The sequence below is a fragment of the Paenibacillus sp. FSL R5-0407 genome (assembly GCF_038009185.1).
Taxonomy (GTDB): domain Bacteria; phylum Bacillota; class Bacilli; order Paenibacillales; family Paenibacillaceae; genus Fontibacillus; species Fontibacillus vini.
On the sequence record NZ_JBBPAX010000001.1, the window covers coordinates 3,487,213 to 3,502,438 of the forward strand.

Genomic DNA, 15,226 nt, shown 5'->3' on the forward strand with positions numbered 1-15,226 from the left:
GACTGAGGTTTGGGCAAACTTTTATTCCACCTTCAAAAGCTCTATACTAGTCATGAATCAGGGTACAGGCTGTACACCCGAGGTTACGACACATTAACGTCCAAAGAAAGGAGCTGTTCATGATGATCGTAGTAACTAACCGGATTAAGGTTAAAAAAGGCATGGCCGCAGCGATGGCTCCCCGCTTTACCGCAGCGGGCCCGCTAGACTCGTCAAAAGGCATCCTTAAGGTGGAGGTATTGCTCACCCAGAACCTGACGGATTATGATGAGCTGAACGTCAACACTTATTGGGAATCGATTGAGGATTTTCACGCTTGGAAAGACAGCGATGCTTTTAAAGCCGCGCACCAGCGTCCCGGCGCAGGTTCGGGCCCATCGGACGGCGAGGCCAAGAAGGAATCTCCGATTCTCGGGAGCGAACTCATTACTTATGAGGTAGCCGGGATCAAAGAGATCGGTTAAAACGGATCTGATGCAAAAAAAAAGGCTGGCAGGAGCAAAACTCCCGTCAGCCTTTTCTTATGGAATTTCAGCGAGCGATATGCCCGATTAATCGCGGCTCGCAATTTTGGCGAGCAGACGTACCATTTCGAGGTACAGCCACACGAGTGTGACCATCAAACCAAATGCTCCGTACCACTCCATGTATTTAGGAGCCCCTTGCTCTGCTCCTCTTTCGATAAAGTCGAAATCGAGCACCAGGTTCAACGCGGCCACGATAACGATCACTACCGAGATTCCGATGCCGATCAGCGAGCTGTCATGCAGATACGGCATGGTGATACCGAACATACCTAGAATAAAGCTTAACAAGTATACGAGTGCAATCCCGCCAGTGGCGGCGATAACGCCCAGCTTGAAGTTTTCTGTCGCTTTGATCAATTTCGTCTTGTACGCGATCAGCAAAGCCAGGAATACGCCCATCGTCAGTAATGCGGCTTGCAGCGTAATTCCGTTAAGAAGCGATTCGTATTGCGCGGAGATAGCGCCCAGGAACATCCCTTCCGCGATGGCATAAATCGGTACCAAATAAGGCGAAGCCTTAGGGACAAAGCTGGTGATCAGGGCCAAAATAAAGCCGATGATCGCCCCCCCGATTGCCATAGGGATCACATTGTAGCCGTCAAAATAAAGCATCCACGTACTGAACGCGCTGCCCAAAAGGATAACCAACGTAATGAAAGCTTTGTTGACTGTCCCTTCGATTGTCATTGAATTCATGCCGGAGAATTGCTCGTGTCTTTCAAAAGTGCTTTCTTTCAAAGTAGGATTACCACTGCGTCCGATCAAGAAATACTCACCTCATTTATGAATTTCTTTCATAATATCATATTTTCTCTAAGTATTAAGCAGCTTTTTTTGCTCCGTTCTTTGGCACCCTCTGTGAACCCTTATACCGATGGGAACGATCCAAAATCGGCTTCTCTAAAAGAAAATACGATAATGAAGCAATTGCGTAAGAAACCGCAAGAACGCCAAGCGAAAGCCAAATCCACCGGTCCAGATCCACGATGCCTCCAAAGTGGAAATCCTTGATCCAATACTTGACCGCTAGCGTCATTAATAGGTTATGCCAAATATACAATCCGAATGACACCTTGGCCGTATACCGGAAAAAGGGATTGTCCATGCCTTTGCCGACCCAGCGGGAGAACGGGACCGTCATGAGGAAGCAGCCGATGAGGATCGTGAAAAAGGGAAAGAAGAACGGTTGCTGCTGGATGCTCAAACTGAATTCCGGTTTATGGCGGGCCAACCAGAGAAAGAGTGCGGCGGCGATCAAACTGATTGCGCTAAGCGCATCAAAGAGTCCGGCGACTCGAAGCGTTGCCGTTACCTCGGCTTTCTGAAAACGGCAAACCAGACCAGACGCGATGATTCCAATTGAAAAGTGGCCGAATAATCCGATCGGATTGTAATTAGGCATCCAGAATTTAGCGCCGCCGATGAGTCCATACTGCCAGCCGCGCAATTCCTCACCCGGCGTGAGAAACCGGTGAATCAACTGGTTGACCACCACAATCACTAGCAGCACGCCGACCCAGTAAAGCATCGCTGCCGGAAAAGATCTCTTTTTGCTAAACAGCTTAAACAGACCATACATAAAAAGAGGCATAAGAATATAACTGAACACTTCAAAGCTGATCGACCAGAACGGTCCGTTGATTTCCGAAGGAAAAAAGGTGGTGTAGTGAAATCCAGAGGTGAAGGTCAAACCGGTTAAGGAGCGGAGCCAAAAATGCGGTGAATCTATGTTGAGGGTCAGCACCAGAATCATGCAGAGGATAAAAGCGAAGTAATAACCGGGTATGATTCTTGCAGCTCTGCGGACGACGTACTGTTTGATGCTGGGATATTCCCCTTCATGGAGATAACGCTTCCAAAAAGGATAAGCCAACAAAAACCCGCTAAGCACGAAAAAGATACTTACGCCTACGTTGCCCAAGATCAGAAAGGATTGCCACTCCTGAACCGGGGGCTTTTGCTGCGATACTGCCATGGTTTGCGCAAGATGATGAAAAATAACGCCCAGACACGCCAAGGCTCGGAGCCCATCGGCACCGGCTAAATGGTTCGGCTGTTCTTTTAACGTTTGTTTCAACGTAGATCCTCCTTTTATGTACTTTTTTACTAACGTTCCGTTGTTCTAATTTTCCTATTTCTTCCTATCCTATCACATCTCCTTTATTCCAGAAGAGAGGAAGTTCTTCTTATTGGAAGTGTAATTTTTTCTTGTGCCCAGGCCCGTGTTCATTTCCCGCCCCCTGCGCCCTGTAGCCTGCCCATTTCTTGTCCCTATCCAATCCCTGTCCAATTTTCCTGTCCCTATCCAATCCCTGCCCAATCCCTGTCCAATTTCCATGTCCCCCTCCACCCCAATTAACGGGAAAAACTACAGCTATTTTGCTCGTTTGGGGCGTTTCGGAGCAATTAGATGCAAAACCTACAGTTAATTGGGCTGTAATGTTATAAAAGGGCTTGTTTAGGCAGAAATAACTGCAGGTTTTACAGTAATTTTCTTCTCGTAATAGATTTGTGCAAAATTAACTGTAGATTTTACAGCTATTTTTATTATTTATTTTTAAACACCAGATCAAATATAGTTACCGAAGGGAATTTAGCATATACTGGATATAGAAGAGACGAAGAACGTCCCGTTTCACTCGGAAGAGTGAGGCGGGGCGTTTTTATTTTTTAGCGAGAGGATGTTTAACAATGAGGTTTGAGGAAGCGCACGAAATCTGGATTCATGAGCATTTGGCGAATAGAAAGGGAGAACGCCGGGGACGGCTGGAGCGAGGTCATCTTCACGCTGAAAAGCTATTTCTTCGAAATGTTTGGTGGCCATTGCGAGGCAACTTAGAACATCTCCACCCGGAGTATGAAGTTTCCGATTGGCGGGGCAGGCCCTATTTTACGGATTTCGCCTGGATACCGGGGTATGTGAAACTCATGATCGAAATCAAAGGGTATGCCTCCCATTCCCGGGACATGGACCGACAAAAGTTCAGCAACGAACTGAACCGCGAAACCTTCCTGTACGCGATGGGCGGCCACGTGATCTCCTTTGCTTATGATGATGTGGAGCAGCGTCCCGAGCTTTGCATAACCTTATTGCGAATGGCCTTGAGTCGATATCAGGCAGAATTGGCCCCGTCTGACCGGGCTATTTTCGCCGAGAAGGAGCTCATTCGACTCGCCGTCCAAATGACCGGACAAATTCGCCCAAAAGATGTAGAACTCCACTTTGGAGTCAATCACAGAACAGCCGTCCAGATGCTGCAGAGGTTATGTGACAAAGGCTGGCTGCTCCCCTCTCTCCGCGGAACCGGCCAAAGGCTCGTCCGTTACAAGCTCGCTCACAATGTCCTGGATTACTTTAATTGACTGGAGACAAGTTGGGCAGAAGCTGGGAAAGTGCGGGGAAGGCACTGGAAAAGTGCTAAGAAAGTGTTGGGACGGAGCTACGTAATACGGCGAGGAAAGGCAATTTTGGGGATAAAGGGGGAAGTTTGTTGGAGCAGAGTTTGTTGGAGCAGAGTTTGTTGGAGCAGAGTTTGTTGGAGCAGAGTTTGTTGGAGCAGAGTTTGTTGGAGCAGAGTTTGTTGGAGTAGAGTTGGGTGAGTTGGTTTGTAGAGTAGGTTGATTTAAGTGGGTTATGGTGAGGTGATGGAGGGAGGCGCTCCTTTTAGGCGATTCCCAGCAACTTTGGGACTATTCGAAAAAATTAGATGTAAAACCTACAGGTAATTCGCCAGTTTTAGGCGGTTCTCAGCAATTAGATGGAAAATCTACAGTTAATTCCGCCGATATACAAGGATTAGCTGAGTTTGACCTGAAATAACTGTAGGTTTTACAGTTATTTCAGCGTCAGGTCTCTCTTATTTGAAATTAGCTGTAGAAAATCCAGTTAATTAGGGACAGGACTGGGCTGGACCGGGCTAGCCTAGGAAAGCGAAAGCCCGCTGTCACTCGCCAGTCGTTACAGCAGAAACATCGCGACGACTGTTGTGACGCCGAGGCCGATCAGCACGGGCTTCAGATTGCGCCGCGCCAGCTCGAACGGGCTGACGCCGCAGATGGCCGCGGCGGGGATGAGCGCCCACGGGATCAGCGTGCCGCCGCCGACCCAGATGGCGGCGATCTGCCCGAGCGCCGTCAGCGTGGCGGCACCGGATTGAGTAGCGACCGCGAACAGCTGGGCGATCGACCCGGCGAGGGAGATGCCGGAGAAGCCGGAACCGTCGAGGCCGGTGATCGCGCCGGTCACGGTCAACGTTACGGCTCCCACCGCGCCGTTCAGCGGAACGCTATTCGCGAGTGCAACCCCGAGGTCGTTGACGATCCCGTGCGAGGCTTCCGGAAGCACCTTGCCGAACAGATCCGTAAACGCCGCGTCGCCCAAATAAAAGAACGCAGCGATGGGAATGACAGGGCCGAACACCTTAAATCCGAAAACGAACCCGTCGATCATATAAGACGTCACTTGTTCAAGTCCCCGGTTCCGGTGAGCCAGCAAAGTGACGGCAATCAATATCAACACGGCGGTTCCTCCAACGAGTGCCGTCGCGTCCCCGCCCTGCAGGTTCAGCCAAAACATCGCTACCACGTCAGCCAAAAACAGGAGAGGAATGAGAACCGCCAATGTTTTTCTTGTGCCCGGCGATATCACCGCGCGCTCCTCGATCCGGATATTGAGGGAAAGCAACGCGGAGGACGAATTTTCCGTGACGAGCCCATCCCTCCATGTCCCCCGCTTCATATCCCTTCGCATCATCCAGAATGCCGTCACCGTAGTCACTAGACCCATCACTATCACCAACGGCACACTAGCTGCCATGACCTCGCTAACCGGCAGACCGGCCGCATCGGCCGTCAATTTTGGAGCTCCTTGTATAATATAGTCCCCGGACAGCGCGATGCCATGACCGAACAAATTCATCGCCACGGCGGCTCCCAGAGCAGGAAGTCCGACACGAAGCGCAACCGGTAAAAGCACGGCACCGATTAAAGCAACGGCAGGTGACGGCCAGAAGAAGAACGAGGTAACCATCATAATCAGGCCGATCCCCCAAAAAGCGACGGTCGGCGTACGGATAAAACGAGTCAGCGGCGCGACCATCGTTTCATTAATTCCCGTGATGATCAGAACCCGGCTCATCGCCACGATGATCGAGATGATCATGATCGTCCCCATCAATTCTTTTGTCGCATAAATAAAAGAATTGAAAACCCCCGAAACCGAACCGCTCAGCGTCTCCGTCGCAAGCAAACCGAGCAGAAAAATACCCGCCACGCAGATCATCGTCGTATCCCGCCGTTTAATCAGCAATGCCAGAATAAACACGATGAATGCCAAGTACACGTAATGGATTGCCGTAAGCTGAATTCCCATTACTAAACCACGCCCTTCCTTTACTTCCAAAGTGGTTGTATATGCTATGCGGAGGCCTGGGCATGGGTTCGGATGGCGAGGAAGATATCGCTTTAATATTGAATTTTTAAATTTTGAAAAAAAATAATTACAACAATTAAGCAATCCATTATGATAAAAGCTGGAAACTACAACTTGAGAGACAGATTTTAATAGAATCATATTCATAGAATCCTAAGGGGGATCACACGAGAATGAAGAATCAAAAGCTCGTAATCAAGGTCATGACGACCGCGGCACTGCTTAGTGCCCTCGCGCTTCCCGTTTCGGCGGCGACGACGCTGTCCGATATCGACGGCTCCTACGCAAAGAACGCGATCCAGGAACTGGTTGAGAAGGGTATTATCAATGGAAAAGGGGACGGCAAATTCGATCCTACGGGAAAAATCGAGCGGCAGGATTTCGCGATCATTTTGGCCAAAGCATTGAATCTGGATACGCAATCCGTACCGCCGACGGCAACCTTCTCCGACGTTCCTGAACCTCATTATGCGTTCGCTTACATCGAGGCAGCCGTGAAGGCCGGCCTAATTAATGGCGTAGGGGACGGCAAATTCGGTACGGGAGCGAACTTATCCCGCCAGGATATGGCCGTGCTTTTTGTGCGCGCACTGGGTGTAGATGCTACGGGAAAAGGCGCAGAGCTGAAATTCTCCGATGCCAGCAAGATCGCCGATTACGCCAAAGATGCGGTAGCCGCAGCCGTCGAACTGGGGCTAATTTCCGGCAATACTAACGGTACCTTCAACCCCTCCGGCAACGCGGAAAGACAAGCTGTAGCTCAAGTAGCTGCCAAGTTCATCAAGAAGGCTGAAGAATTAAAAAATCAAGCCACTCCTCCTTCAGAAGAAACAGGAACAGGTTCGGCAACAACCCAGCCTCAAACCCCAGCTCCAACGACACCTCCAGCGAATACCGGAAACAGCGGCGGCGGTAGTAGCAGTGGCGGCGGAAGCAACAGCGGCGGTGGAAGCACCAACCCGGGTACGCCTGTGGAAACGGAATTGGCGCAGCCGACGCTTTCTTTTTCAAATGCTGATACCATTGTCATTACGTATAGTGAAACACTCGACACCACGCACGTACCGACTACGGAAGACATCAAAATCACGGGCAAAGACGGCAACGAGCCATTCCCGATCTCCATACGAAACATCTCCATTGAAGGCAAGTCCGTATTCGTGAAGCTGGCACATCCCCAACCGTTGGATGAAGAGGTGGAGATATCTTACAAGCCTCTCGAAACCACTCGCGCGATTCGAGGTACATCCGGCAAACTGTCACCTGAATTCTCAAACAAAAAAGTCGCACTCCAAACGGAAGATCCGCGGATGCAGTTAAGCCAAGTCATCGAACAGGCTCAAGCACTTCTTAGCTCCGCTGAGGGGAACATTGGAAACACCACCGGCAAATATCCTTATGACGCCTTTCAAACCTTGGGCAATGCTATTGCTACTGCCATTGAAACCCAGCAAGATTCTATGGCTGCGGAAGGCCAGATCAAAGAGGCAATTAATATGTTGAACCAATCCCTAGTCGAGTTTGAGGATTCTCTGATCCAGCCTCTGGAGGTTATTCAGGTGGCGAATGAAATTGCATTAAAGCCGGGCAGTTCGATAAGTATCGTTGCTAGCGATAGTGAATATACGTATAGCAAACAAAGCATTAAGGATTACATCAGACTTCAGCGGGCTGGGGAAAATCAAAATGTCCAATTAGCTACTGGGGAAGGATCAGCGTTTGAACTTCTCGCAAGTGACGGCGAGACCATCGGCCGCATAGAGCTTAGCTCTTCGGATAGTCAACTGGTTAATGTAATAAAGCAGTCTGACGGGATTTCCATTCTTGCGGCTGAATCCGCCACCGAGCAATCCCAGGCCGACTTGACCTTTACCGTAACCGAGGCTGGAACTATAGTAAAGGTGGTCAACATCCCAGTAAGATTCGACAACACCAAGCCGACCGTGACCAGTGCCACTTATGACAACGGAACAATGACGGTCACAATGAATGAGCCGCTTTATAATATAGGGTTCCTCTCACCGGGAAGCATCGCAGTTAATTACTTGCCTGACGGGAATCCGATTTTTTCAATTCCGTTAGCTGTTACTACGGACTATACCTTTTCGTATAATAACGGAGAAAATACAATCAGGGTAGAACTTACGCCAGAAGGAATTGCGAAATCCCGGCCGTTTCCACTTCCTATTGGGGTACCGTCTTTCCAAATCACTTTTAGTAACATAGGGGACATCGCTGGGAATCAACCGGATCCAGTGGTCATCAGAGTCCCTGCCCCTCCGCTCCCAGAACCTCTCTCATGAGCAAGATTGAGGTTCGCGCCTATCGCGGCGCTGTTCCGGCCGCTTTTAGCGCGCTGACGCCGAAGGAGCTCCTGCCCTTGATGCAGGAGCTTCCTCCGTCTTATGCGGCGCTTGGAGCAAGCCTGGATGGCCGGCCGGTCGGCTTGGCGGTAGCCAGCCTGCAGGCAGGCCACCCGGCAACCGGCGGCGCCAAAACGGCGCAGCTGCGCGCGCTGGCGGTTGAACCGCCATATCGCCGCAAAGGCGTTGGCCGCCAGCTGCTCGGCATGCTGGAGTCGCTGCTGCGGCAGAACGGGGCCGCTCTGATGCGCGCGGAGTATGTCGGCGGGACGGAGCCGGGCTCCGTCAGCGCAGCTTTTTTGCAAAGCTGCGGATTCGCTGCGCCGACGCCGGGCATTCATATCTGGAGCGGCCCGCTGCGGCAGGTCGTCGAAGACCTGCCGAGAATAGAGCGGCTCCGGCTGCCGAAGGAATTCACCTTCGGCCCGCTCTCCGGGCTCACGGAAGAGGAAAGGTCCGTCATTGCACACGGAACAGGGATCTGGTATCCCCCGATCCTGGACCCGTTTGCGGAAGAGGACCAAATCGACAGGGAGCACAGCTTGATTTTACGATATCATCAGGTGCCTGTTGGATGGATCATCGTGGAGCAGTTTGATGCGCGAACCGTACTCTTAAAAAGTATGTTCGTGAAGGATAAGCATCAGCGGCTCGCCCGCGCCATATCGCTGGGGGCCGAAGCCTGCCGCCGAATCATCCAGGAAGGGAAACTTACGGAAGCTATATTTTTCGTAGAGGCGGAGAATGCGGAGATGGTCCGGTTCATGAACCGGCAGATCGATCACCCTGCGATTCATAAAGAAATTCTTTGGAGAACGGTCAAATCGCTTTGACCGTTCTTTCTTTTGAATCGGCTGTGTCTGCCGCAGCAGGCTTGCGTCCTTTACGGCCGACTTGAATTTGTTGAAATACTTCTTCCGAGATCTCTCTTAATGTAGCCGGGTGGATCAATTTGCATATGCTTATTTTCTGGTAGTCGGATTCATTGATCTTCCCCTGCTCCAATACTTGATCCAGTACAGGCAACCGGAAATCCTTGATCGGCAGGTACGCCAGGATGATCCGCTCCGTATCCGTCTTGATATAGATCTTAAGCCCGGACAACCGGGGGAAAAATAACGATTTGTAGTCCAGCTTGATGACCAAATTGTCCCGGCTCGCATTCCGGATCGACGGGATGTTGCTGGGCAAAGATGCGAAATAGACGATTTGCTCAAAGGAATAGTCCAGCTTCGGGATTTCCAGATTCAGAGCTCGAGTCAGCCTTCTGGCACTGGTTCGGAGTTCCAGACCGTAAAAATACCTGCCGCTTGCGACAATCGTCAGAACGAACAACAGCACAATGAAAAATGTAGCGAATCCGGTTGTCATTGTTCAGCCCTCCTAGGAAACGACCCTGTTTTTGCCCTCCGCCTTAGCCTGGTACAGCGCCTGGTCCGCAGTATCGACTAGCTCTAGCGGAGTTAATGGTGAAGATTTGTCCGATGAGGAGGCTACTCCCAGGCTTACTGTCAATCGTCCTGCCGGCTGCTTATTTCCGCCCGGAAAATCTTCTTTTTCCACCTGGGTTCTGATCCGTTCAGCCACAAGCGCTGCTTCTTCTTTGTCCGTATCCGGAAGCAGAACTACAAATTCCTCTCCGCCAAAACGGAATGCCTTATCATTCTTCCGGATGGAAGAGCGGATGACCTCAGCCAGCCGTACCAATACTTCATTTCCGAGCAGATGTCCGTTCGTATCGTTGAAATGTTTAAAATAATCGATATCCAAAAGGATGAGCGCCAGCGGCGACTCCCCGGAACCCGGCCAGAACTGGGTCAGCAGGGATTGAAAAGCACGTTGGTTATGCAGTCCGGTCAACCCGTCTTTGAGCGCCATATCCTCCAACGCCGTGTATAGCCGGGATTGCTGAATCGCAATCGCAGCTTGGTTGGCAAGCGGAAGCACGCTGTCGATATCGGTTGCCGTAATCGGCTTCTTATTGACCGGATTGTCGATCAGAAGCACCCCGACCTTAATCCCTTGGCTTACTAAAGGGAATACCGCCATCTCACCCATATTAAATTCCCGTGCGAACATTTGCAGCGTCGAATCGCTTTCCCCGTTTGATATTTCCTGAATATGAAGCGGGGTGCCTTTCTTCAGAACTCTTGTTAGAAAGTTAGGCTTGTCCAGCGGAATCTCTATCTTTTTCACGCGTTCGTTCAGCTTTAGATCCGAAGACTTCTCCTTCTCCTTGATCTCGATTAGCTCCACGAGCTTGTACTTATGCTTGGTAATCCGGTCCCAGATCGCGTAACCTTCCTCGGCCGACATAGGTCCGGTTCCCATGATGCCGTGCAGCTTCGTGCCCTGCTCATTCATGAGCATGATCAACGCCCGGTTGAAACCGAGCCCGTGACCGGCTGTCACCGACGTTAATATCGTCTGAAGCAGCTTGTCCAGATTGAACGTTTGCTGCATGGACAAGCTGACCTCTTTGAATACATTCAATTGTCTCGAGTTGTCCGTAAGCTTGCCGAGCCAATCATCGCCTTCTTTCCGCAAATGGTTGATGTGCCTTATAAGCAAATAAACACCGGTCGCAAATAAGATGTAGGTCGGCCAAATGGAAAGCTCCCGCACGCTGCATTGAGCGAACAGAATCAACCAAGAGGCAAACGTGCTCATCAAGCCTCCGCGAATGCCGAAGCACAGCACCGAGATGCCTATGAAAACAAGCAGCATCCAATTCGTATGCTGGAAATCGAACAAATACCCCTCCACCTCGACCAGAACCAGCGTTGCCATAATAAGAATCCATTTATTCAGCGTGTCATTCAGTTTGAAACGGAACATATTGGTCGATGCGGCTAGCAGTACGGTACAAAAAAAGACCAGACTATAGTGTGCAATCATCGGCAATCTCTCCTGATTCTGAGGTGACTTAGTTGTAAAGACCTGAGTATATTGTACCATCAACGCCTGGCCGTTCACTATATATTTCGGTTTGAAAATGGCCAGTTTCGGTCTATGCCATGACGGCTGCTGTTTTTTCTGCAAAATCGGTTGGGAAACGGTACGTTTTTTGTTACAATGATTGAAAATCGTTGAATGTAAAGGGGATCATTATGGAATATATCAGCACCAGGGGGAAAGTGGCGGGAATCGGCTTCGTGGAAGCAGTTCTGATGGGACTGGCCGACGACGGCGGTTTGCTCGTTCCAAAGCATATCCCGCAAGTATCGCAAGACACGCTGGCCCAGTGGCAACAGCTCTCCTACCCGGAGTTGGCTCTTGAAATTTTCTCGCTCTATATCGACGGGGAAATTCCGCGTGAAGATTTGAAGCAGCTTGTAAATGACAGCTACGCTACGTTCCGCGACCAAGAGGTAACGCCTCTTCGCAAAGTTAAGGACAATTTGCATGTTCTCGAATTGTTCCACGGACCGACGTTTGCCTTTAAGGATATCGCTCTGCAGTTTTTGGGTAACCTGTACTCGTATATCTCCCGGAAACAAAATTCCATCATCCATATTCTCGGCGCCACCTCTGGAGATACCGGAGCTTCGGCCATCGAGGGAGTCCGCGGCAAAGAGGGCATTAAAATTTGCATCCTGCATCCGAACGGCAAGGTCAGCAAGGTGCAGGAGCTGCAAATGACGACGGTGGATGACGCCAATGTGCTGAATCTTTCGGTCGAAGGCAATTTTGACGATTGTCAGCGTATCATCAAGGAACTGTTCGCGGACGTGGCGTTCAAGCAGGAGTACCATCTGCGGGCGATCAACTCGATCAATTTCGCGCGTATTCTGGCGCAAACCGTATACTATTTCTACGCTTACTTCCAGCTCGCGAACCAAGGCGCGGCAACAGGTGCTGTGAATTTCAGCGTTCCAACAGGCAACTTCGGAGATATCTTCGCCGGCTTCCTTGCCAAAAAGATGGGTCTCCCGGTCAGCAAATTGATTCTCGCCACTAACGAGAATAACATTCTGGAACGGTTCGTAAACGAGGGAATCTACCAGCCTGGAGAATTCCATATGACTTACAGCCCGTCGATGGATATTCAGGTGGCCAGCAACTTCGAGCGCTACCTGTATTACCTGCAAGGGGAAGACGCAGCCTCCGTTGCCTCCCTAATGGACAGCTTCCGCCAGGAGGGTCGGATTACCGTATCCGGCGACCGGCTCACCCAGGTGCAGCGTGATTTCACCGCGGCCAGCGTGGAGAACGACGACTGCCTCGCCACGATCGGACAGGTGCACGACGACTTCGGTTATCTGCTTGACCCGCATACCGCTTGCGGCGTGGCCGCAGCAGACCGCTTCACCGCTAAGGGTGAAGTCACCGTGGCCTTGGCGACGGCACATCCGGCCAAGTTCAATGAAGCGATCGAGCTGATCCAGATCGAACAGACCTTCCCGCCGCAAATTCAGGCCCTCTTCGACAAGCCGCAGCATCAAAAGCTCGTCGATGGCTCGAACGACGCCGTGAAGGAAGAACTGTTGAAATTCTTTTAACTGATAACACTAACTTAAAAAGGCTGGTCCTTCGTCATTTAACAATGATGCTGGATCAGCCTTTTTTGCACCCGAATAGTAGGTATGGGATTTTCTTTTTTACGGATTCCATGTATGATGAACGAATTAGCCTATACAAACAAACGTTCGAAGGGAGTATATAAATTCCATGAAGGAGAATGCGATTCGTTGCGCCTGGGTCAACGCGGACCCGCTATATATTGCCTACCATGACGAGGAATGGGGCAAACCGCTTTACGACGATCAAAAGCTGTTCGAACTGCTCACACTGGAGGGAATGCAGGCGGGGCTGAGCTGGTACACGATCTTGAAGAAACGTGAAAGTTTCCGCGAGGCATTCGACCATTTTGACCCCCATATCATCGTTAAATACGGACCGGACAAAGTGGAGGAGTTACTGCAAAATCCGGGAATTATCCGCAACCGGTTAAAGGTCCAAAGCGTGATCACCAATGCTTCGGTATATTTCGATATTATCAGGGAGCACGGCAGCTTTGGCGGCTATTTGTGGAGCTTCGTGGACGGTACGCCGATCATCAATCACTGGGAGTCGATTTCCGACGTGCCCGCCTCCACCCCAATCTCCGATTCGATGAGCAAAGCTTTGAAGAAAAAAGGCATGAAATTCGTCGGCTCGACCATCCTCTATGCGTTCATGCAGGCTTCCGGCATGGTAAACGATCACACGCTGGATTGTTACTGCCGGGCTTGATCCGAGGATCGACATCATTTGAACGTTATTCCGCTATGGAAAGCCCATCCCGCAACGGTTTATGTCCGGAGCAGAATGGGCTTTTTAGGTGTGAAAATATATGAGACCGCTGTATGAAGGTGCAGGTGACGGTATTCCTAAGATTCCCTGTCCGCCAGCTGCTGCTGGGCAAGGCGAATCATTTCGCGGACCATCGATCCGCCGATTTTTCCGCCGATCTGACCGGCCGATTCGGTAGTCAGGTTGCCGTTGCCGCCTTGTTGGAGCGGCACGCCCAGCTCCTTGGCCACTTCATATTTCACATCGTCCGGCCGGTTCGGGTCCACATCATATCCTTCACGCCGCATCACTTCCGCTTTAAACGCCTGCATCCCGCGCTCCGCTCCCGGAACGGCGTATTTTCGGTTTCGTCTAGACATTTCTCCCACTCCTTTTGGACTGTTTGAACCTAACATGCCCAAGGAGGACGAAATTGATTCTTTAGAAGTTGTTCAAAAAGTCATCTTTCCATGACGAGGCAGATCAAGGAGCGGGTTCGACGTCGAATCTTGAATTCAGCCGGGCCTTCCGTTGCTCACGTACCCCATGTACGCTCCGCTACTCAGTCCCTAGCTGCATCCAACCTTCTCGGTCCTGAAAACCTGACTTTTTGAACTCGAACTTTAACACCCTGCTTTAAAGCGTTCTGGCGTTGAATGTATCTCCGCCTTCGATCGTGCCGTTCTCAAAGCCCTTATAGAACCAGCGCTTCCGCTGTTCGGACGTGCCGTGAGTGAAGCTCTCCGGCACGACATAGCCCTGGGCCTTCTTCTGCAGCGTATCGTCTCCGACCGCCGTCGCTGCGGTCAGAGCTTCTTCCAAGTCTCCCTGCTCCAGCACTCCCAGATCGTCCCGGGCATGATTCGCCCATACCCCCGCCAGATAATCGGCTTGCAGCTCCAGCCGGACGGACTGCTCGTTGGAACGCTTGCTGCCCGACATCTGCTTTTCCGTCGTTCCAAGGAGCGTCTGGACATGATGGCCTACCTCATGCGCGATGACGTATGCCATAGCGAAGTCGCCCGGAGCCTGAAACTTCTGCCGCAGCTCATCGTAAAAGCTGAGATCAATATAGAGCTTCTTGTCGCCTGGACAATAAAAAGGTCCTACGGCTTTCCCGGCAGTCCCGCAAGCGGATTGGACGCTGTCCGTGTATAAGACAAGAGTCGGCTTTTCATAGACCAGCCCTTCTTCCCTAAACAGCCCGGTCCACACGTCCTCCGTATCCGCCAGCACCACGGAGACAAACTGGGCGAGCTCCTTCTCCTCTTGCGTCTCCTGGTAGGGAGCGCTCGTCTCCGAGCCGACGGAGGTCAGCGAACTCAGCAAGTCTCCGGCATTTCCCCCGCCGAGCAGCGTCACCACCAGCAAAATGATGATACCGCCGATGCCGCCGCCGATCATGGCGCCGCCGCCTTTGCCCCGGCGATCCTCTACGTTCGAGCTTCCACGTCTTCCTTTCCACTGCATGGTCATCCCCCCTAGCCCATTTCGATCCTGGTAATTCAGATTGTCTTATTTAATACCCACATTTGGCTAGGGAACCGTCACACCGAAAAAAATCACCGTTACCAACATTTAGCACCACAACTATATTCGTTCCAATTCGTCCAATTAAGTAACAAATAACG

The 15,226-nt window shown here is 51.1% G+C and carries 14 protein-coding genes and 1 pseudogene; 7 read left to right on the forward strand and 8 right to left on the reverse strand.

Features of this window, described 5'->3' with window-relative positions; translation table 11 throughout:
• Positions 1–122 precede the first annotated feature (122 nt).
• Positions 123–464 (forward strand): heme oxygenase, encoded by a 342-nt coding sequence (locus tag NYE70_RS16550; protein ID WP_213653772.1) that lies wholly within the window; start codon positions 123–125, stop codon positions 462–464.
• 87 nt (positions 465–551) lie between these two features.
• Here the strand turns inward: NYE70_RS16550 and NYE70_RS16555 are convergent, their stop codons facing one another.
• From NYE70_RS16555 to NYE70_RS16565, 3 genes are all read right to left on the reverse strand, one after another.
• Positions 552–1,292, reverse strand: a complete 741-nt coding sequence (locus NYE70_RS16555; protein WP_290406806.1) for a Bax inhibitor-1/YccA family protein — start codon at positions 1,290–1,292, stop codon at positions 552–554.
• Positions 1,293–1,347: 55 nt separating this feature from the next.
• A complete protein-coding gene (locus NYE70_RS16560) occupies positions 1,348–2,604 on the reverse strand; it encodes an acyltransferase family protein (RefSeq protein WP_290406805.1) in 1,257 nt (418 codons plus the stop codon).
• A 72-nt stretch (positions 2,605–2,676) separates the two neighbouring features.
• Complete coding sequence (locus NYE70_RS16565) at positions 2,677–2,865, reverse strand: hypothetical protein (RefSeq protein ID WP_213653547.1); 189 nt, start codon at positions 2,863–2,865, stop codon at positions 2,677–2,679.
• A gap of 353 nt (positions 2,866–3,218) precedes the next feature.
• Between NYE70_RS16565 and NYE70_RS16570 the strand changes: the two genes are divergently transcribed.
• Both NYE70_RS16570 and NYE70_RS26025 read left to right on the forward strand, forming a co-directional pair.
• Positions 3,219–3,890, forward strand: coding sequence for a hypothetical protein (locus NYE70_RS16570; protein WP_341046949.1), 672 nt, complete (start codon positions 3,219–3,221; stop codon positions 3,888–3,890).
• A gap of 172 nt (positions 3,891–4,062) precedes the next feature.
• A pseudogene (locus NYE70_RS26025) lies at positions 4,063–4,149 on the forward strand (hypothetical protein); the annotation flags it as partial.
• A 336-nt stretch (positions 4,150–4,485) separates the two neighbouring features.
• On the opposite strand, the gene NYE70_RS16575 reads toward NYE70_RS26025, so the two are convergent.
• Positions 4,486–5,898, reverse strand: coding sequence for a hypothetical protein (locus NYE70_RS16575; RefSeq protein WP_213653545.1), 1,413 nt, complete (start codon positions 5,896–5,898; stop codon positions 4,486–4,488).
• A gap of 233 nt (positions 5,899–6,131) precedes the next feature.
• Between NYE70_RS16575 and NYE70_RS16580 the strand changes: the two genes are divergently transcribed.
• Positions 6,132–8,261 carry an S-layer homology domain-containing protein gene (locus NYE70_RS16580; RefSeq protein WP_341046950.1) on the forward strand — a complete coding sequence of 710 codons (2,130 nt, stop codon included), beginning with the start codon at positions 6,132–6,134 and terminating at the stop codon, positions 8,259–8,261.
• Positions 8,258–9,154, forward strand: coding sequence for a GNAT family N-acetyltransferase (locus tag NYE70_RS16585; RefSeq protein WP_341046951.1), 897 nt, complete (start codon positions 8,258–8,260; stop codon positions 9,152–9,154). Before NYE70_RS16580 ends, NYE70_RS16585 begins: the two co-directional genes overlap by 4 nt.
• On the opposite strand, the gene NYE70_RS16590 is transcribed toward NYE70_RS16585, so the two are convergent.
• A complete protein-coding gene (locus NYE70_RS16590; protein WP_341046953.1) occupies positions 9,141–9,692 on the reverse strand; it encodes a hypothetical protein in 552 nt (183 codons plus the stop codon). The genes NYE70_RS16585 and NYE70_RS16590 overlap by 14 nt on opposite strands.
• 12 nt (positions 9,693–9,704) lie before the next feature.
• On the reverse strand, positions 9,705–11,219 hold the full coding sequence (locus tag NYE70_RS16595; RefSeq protein ID WP_341046954.1) for a sensor domain-containing diguanylate cyclase: 1,515 nt from the start codon (positions 11,217–11,219) through the stop codon (positions 9,705–9,707).
• Positions 11,220–11,431: 212 nt separating this feature from the next.
• Here NYE70_RS16595 and thrC point away from each other — a divergent pair, with 212 nt between their 5' ends.
• Together thrC and NYE70_RS16605 are read left to right on the forward strand one after the other, a co-directional pair.
• Positions 11,432–12,823, forward strand: coding sequence for a threonine synthase (gene thrC, locus NYE70_RS16600; RefSeq protein WP_341046955.1), 1,392 nt, complete (start codon positions 11,432–11,434; stop codon positions 12,821–12,823).
• A gap of 169 nt (positions 12,824–12,992) precedes the next feature.
• Positions 12,993–13,556 carry a DNA-3-methyladenine glycosylase I gene (locus NYE70_RS16605; RefSeq protein WP_211023162.1) on the forward strand — a complete coding sequence of 188 codons (564 nt, stop codon included), beginning with the start codon at positions 12,993–12,995 and terminating at the stop codon, positions 13,554–13,556.
• A gap of 137 nt (positions 13,557–13,693) precedes the next feature.
• Here the strand turns inward: NYE70_RS16605 and NYE70_RS16610 are convergent, their stop codons facing one another.
• Complete coding sequence (locus NYE70_RS16610; protein WP_211023164.1) at positions 13,694–13,975, reverse strand: alpha/beta-type small acid-soluble spore protein; 282 nt, start codon at positions 13,973–13,975, stop codon at positions 13,694–13,696.
• A gap of 256 nt (positions 13,976–14,231) precedes the next feature.
• The gene (gene ypfJ / locus NYE70_RS16615) at positions 14,232–15,065 is read right to left on the reverse strand and encodes a KPN_02809 family neutral zinc metallopeptidase (RefSeq protein ID WP_341046957.1); all 834 of its coding nucleotides are present in this window, start codon (positions 15,063–15,065) and stop codon (positions 14,232–14,234) included.
• Between the last annotated feature and the right edge of the window lie 161 nt (positions 15,066–15,226).

Bases quoted from the DNA above. Each gene is read 5' to 3' on its own strand.
- NYE70_RS16585 (WP_341046951.1), top strand. From the start codon at position 8,258: ATGAGCAAGATTGAGGTTCGCGCCTATCGCGGCGCTGTTCCGGCCGCT.
- ypfJ (WP_341046957.1), bottom strand. From the start codon at position 15,065: ATGCAGTGGAAAGGAAGACGTGGAAGCTCGAACGTAGAGGATCGCCGG.
- NYE70_RS16590 (WP_341046953.1), bottom strand. From the start codon at position 9,692: ATGACAACCGGATTCGCTACATTTTTCATTGTGCTGTTGTTCGTTCTG.
- NYE70_RS16610 (WP_211023164.1), bottom strand. From the start codon at position 13,975: ATGTCTAGACGAAACCGAAAATACGCCGTTCCGGGAGCGGAGCGCGGG.
- NYE70_RS16550 (WP_213653772.1), top strand. From the start codon at position 123: ATGATCGTAGTAACTAACCGGATTAAGGTTAAAAAAGGCATGGCCGCA.
- NYE70_RS16580 (WP_341046950.1), top strand. From the start codon at position 6,132: ATGAAGAATCAAAAGCTCGTAATCAAGGTCATGACGACCGCGGCACTG.
- NYE70_RS16570 (WP_341046949.1), top strand. From the start codon at position 3,219: ATGAGGTTTGAGGAAGCGCACGAAATCTGGATTCATGAGCATTTGGCG.
- NYE70_RS16575 (WP_213653545.1), bottom strand. From the start codon at position 5,898: ATGGGAATTCAGCTTACGGCAATCCATTACGTGTACTTGGCATTCATC.
- NYE70_RS16605 (WP_211023162.1), top strand. From the start codon at position 12,993: ATGAAGGAGAATGCGATTCGTTGCGCCTGGGTCAACGCGGACCCGCTA.
- NYE70_RS16595 (WP_341046954.1), bottom strand. From the start codon at position 11,219: ATGATTGCACACTATAGTCTGGTCTTTTTTTGTACCGTACTGCTAGCC.
- NYE70_RS16565 (WP_213653547.1), bottom strand. From the start codon at position 2,865: ATGGAAATTGGACAGGGATTGGGCAGGGATTGGATAGGGACAGGAAAA.
- thrC (WP_341046955.1), top strand. From the start codon at position 11,432: ATGGAATATATCAGCACCAGGGGGAAAGTGGCGGGAATCGGCTTCGTG.